The organism is Oleiphilus sp. HI0132, from assembly GCF_001635845.1.
Window position 1 is genome coordinate 1 of sequence record NZ_LWGJ01000427.1, and the last position, 887, is coordinate 887.

The following is an 887-nucleotide window of genomic DNA, read 5'->3' on the forward strand; positions in this document are numbered from 1 at the left end:
TATGAAATGCTAGGCTTCGACCAAGTCGCCAAGCTCATGGATAAGAACATCATAGAAGTCGCACCACTCGCCTTTATGCGCGGCCGAACACTTAATAATGCTTTTATTATTTTGGACGAAAGCCAGAACACCACGCCCGAACAAATGAAGATGTTCCTGACCCGAATTGGTTTTGGCTCAACAGCCGTTATTACGGGTGACCTAACCCAAACCGACCTACCTAAACACGCGATGTCGGGCTTAGCTCAGGCTCAGCGCGTTTTGAATGGAGTAAAAGGCATCAGCAGCATCCACTTCCGCCCATCTGATGTTGTCAGACACCCTATTGTTCAACGAATTGTAGAGGCTTATAACAAGCACGATACGCAGGGAAAGGCTTAAACCACAGAGGACACCGAGCGCTTCGCTGCACAGAGGAAGGGATTAAGACACCCTAAAAACCTTTTTATCTTTTCTCGGTGTAGGCCGCAGGCCTCTCTGTGACCTCTGTGGTGAACCGTGTTTTATGTTTTGATCTTGAAGTGATAAACCGATGAACCACAGAGGACACCAAGAGTAGAGAAACTCTAATCTTTCATTTGCCCGGGCAACCACAAAGCTATTTCAGGGAAGATCAGCAGTAGTAGTACCATAACCAAACTTATTACTACAAATGGTAAGGCACCCTTAAATACAGTTGTTAAGGGTATATCCGGAGCAACGCGCTGCATTACAAATACATTGATACCGATTGGCGGCGTAATCAGCGATAGCTCAATCATCATAACGATAAAAATACCAAACCAGACCGGGTCATATCCTAAAGAGGTCACCAAAGGGAAGACAAAAGGCAAGGTGAGGATAATCATCCCAAAGGTGTCTAATACAGCCCCGAGCACCAGATACAA

Annotated in this window: 2 protein-coding genes; one reads left to right on the forward strand and one right to left on the reverse strand. The window is 45.9% G+C overall.

The window, feature by feature from the left end:
- A partial coding sequence (locus A3766_RS05200; protein ID WP_197479338.1) for a PhoH family protein occupies window positions 1-381 on the forward strand: 381 nt, incomplete at its 5' end.
- A gap of 185 nt (window positions 382-566) precedes the next feature.
- Here A3766_RS05200 and A3766_RS05205 read toward each other — a convergent pair.
- Window positions 567-887 (reverse strand): TRAP transporter large permease subunit (locus A3766_RS05205; RefSeq protein WP_156508707.1); only part of this gene is annotated, 321 nt, incomplete at its 5' end.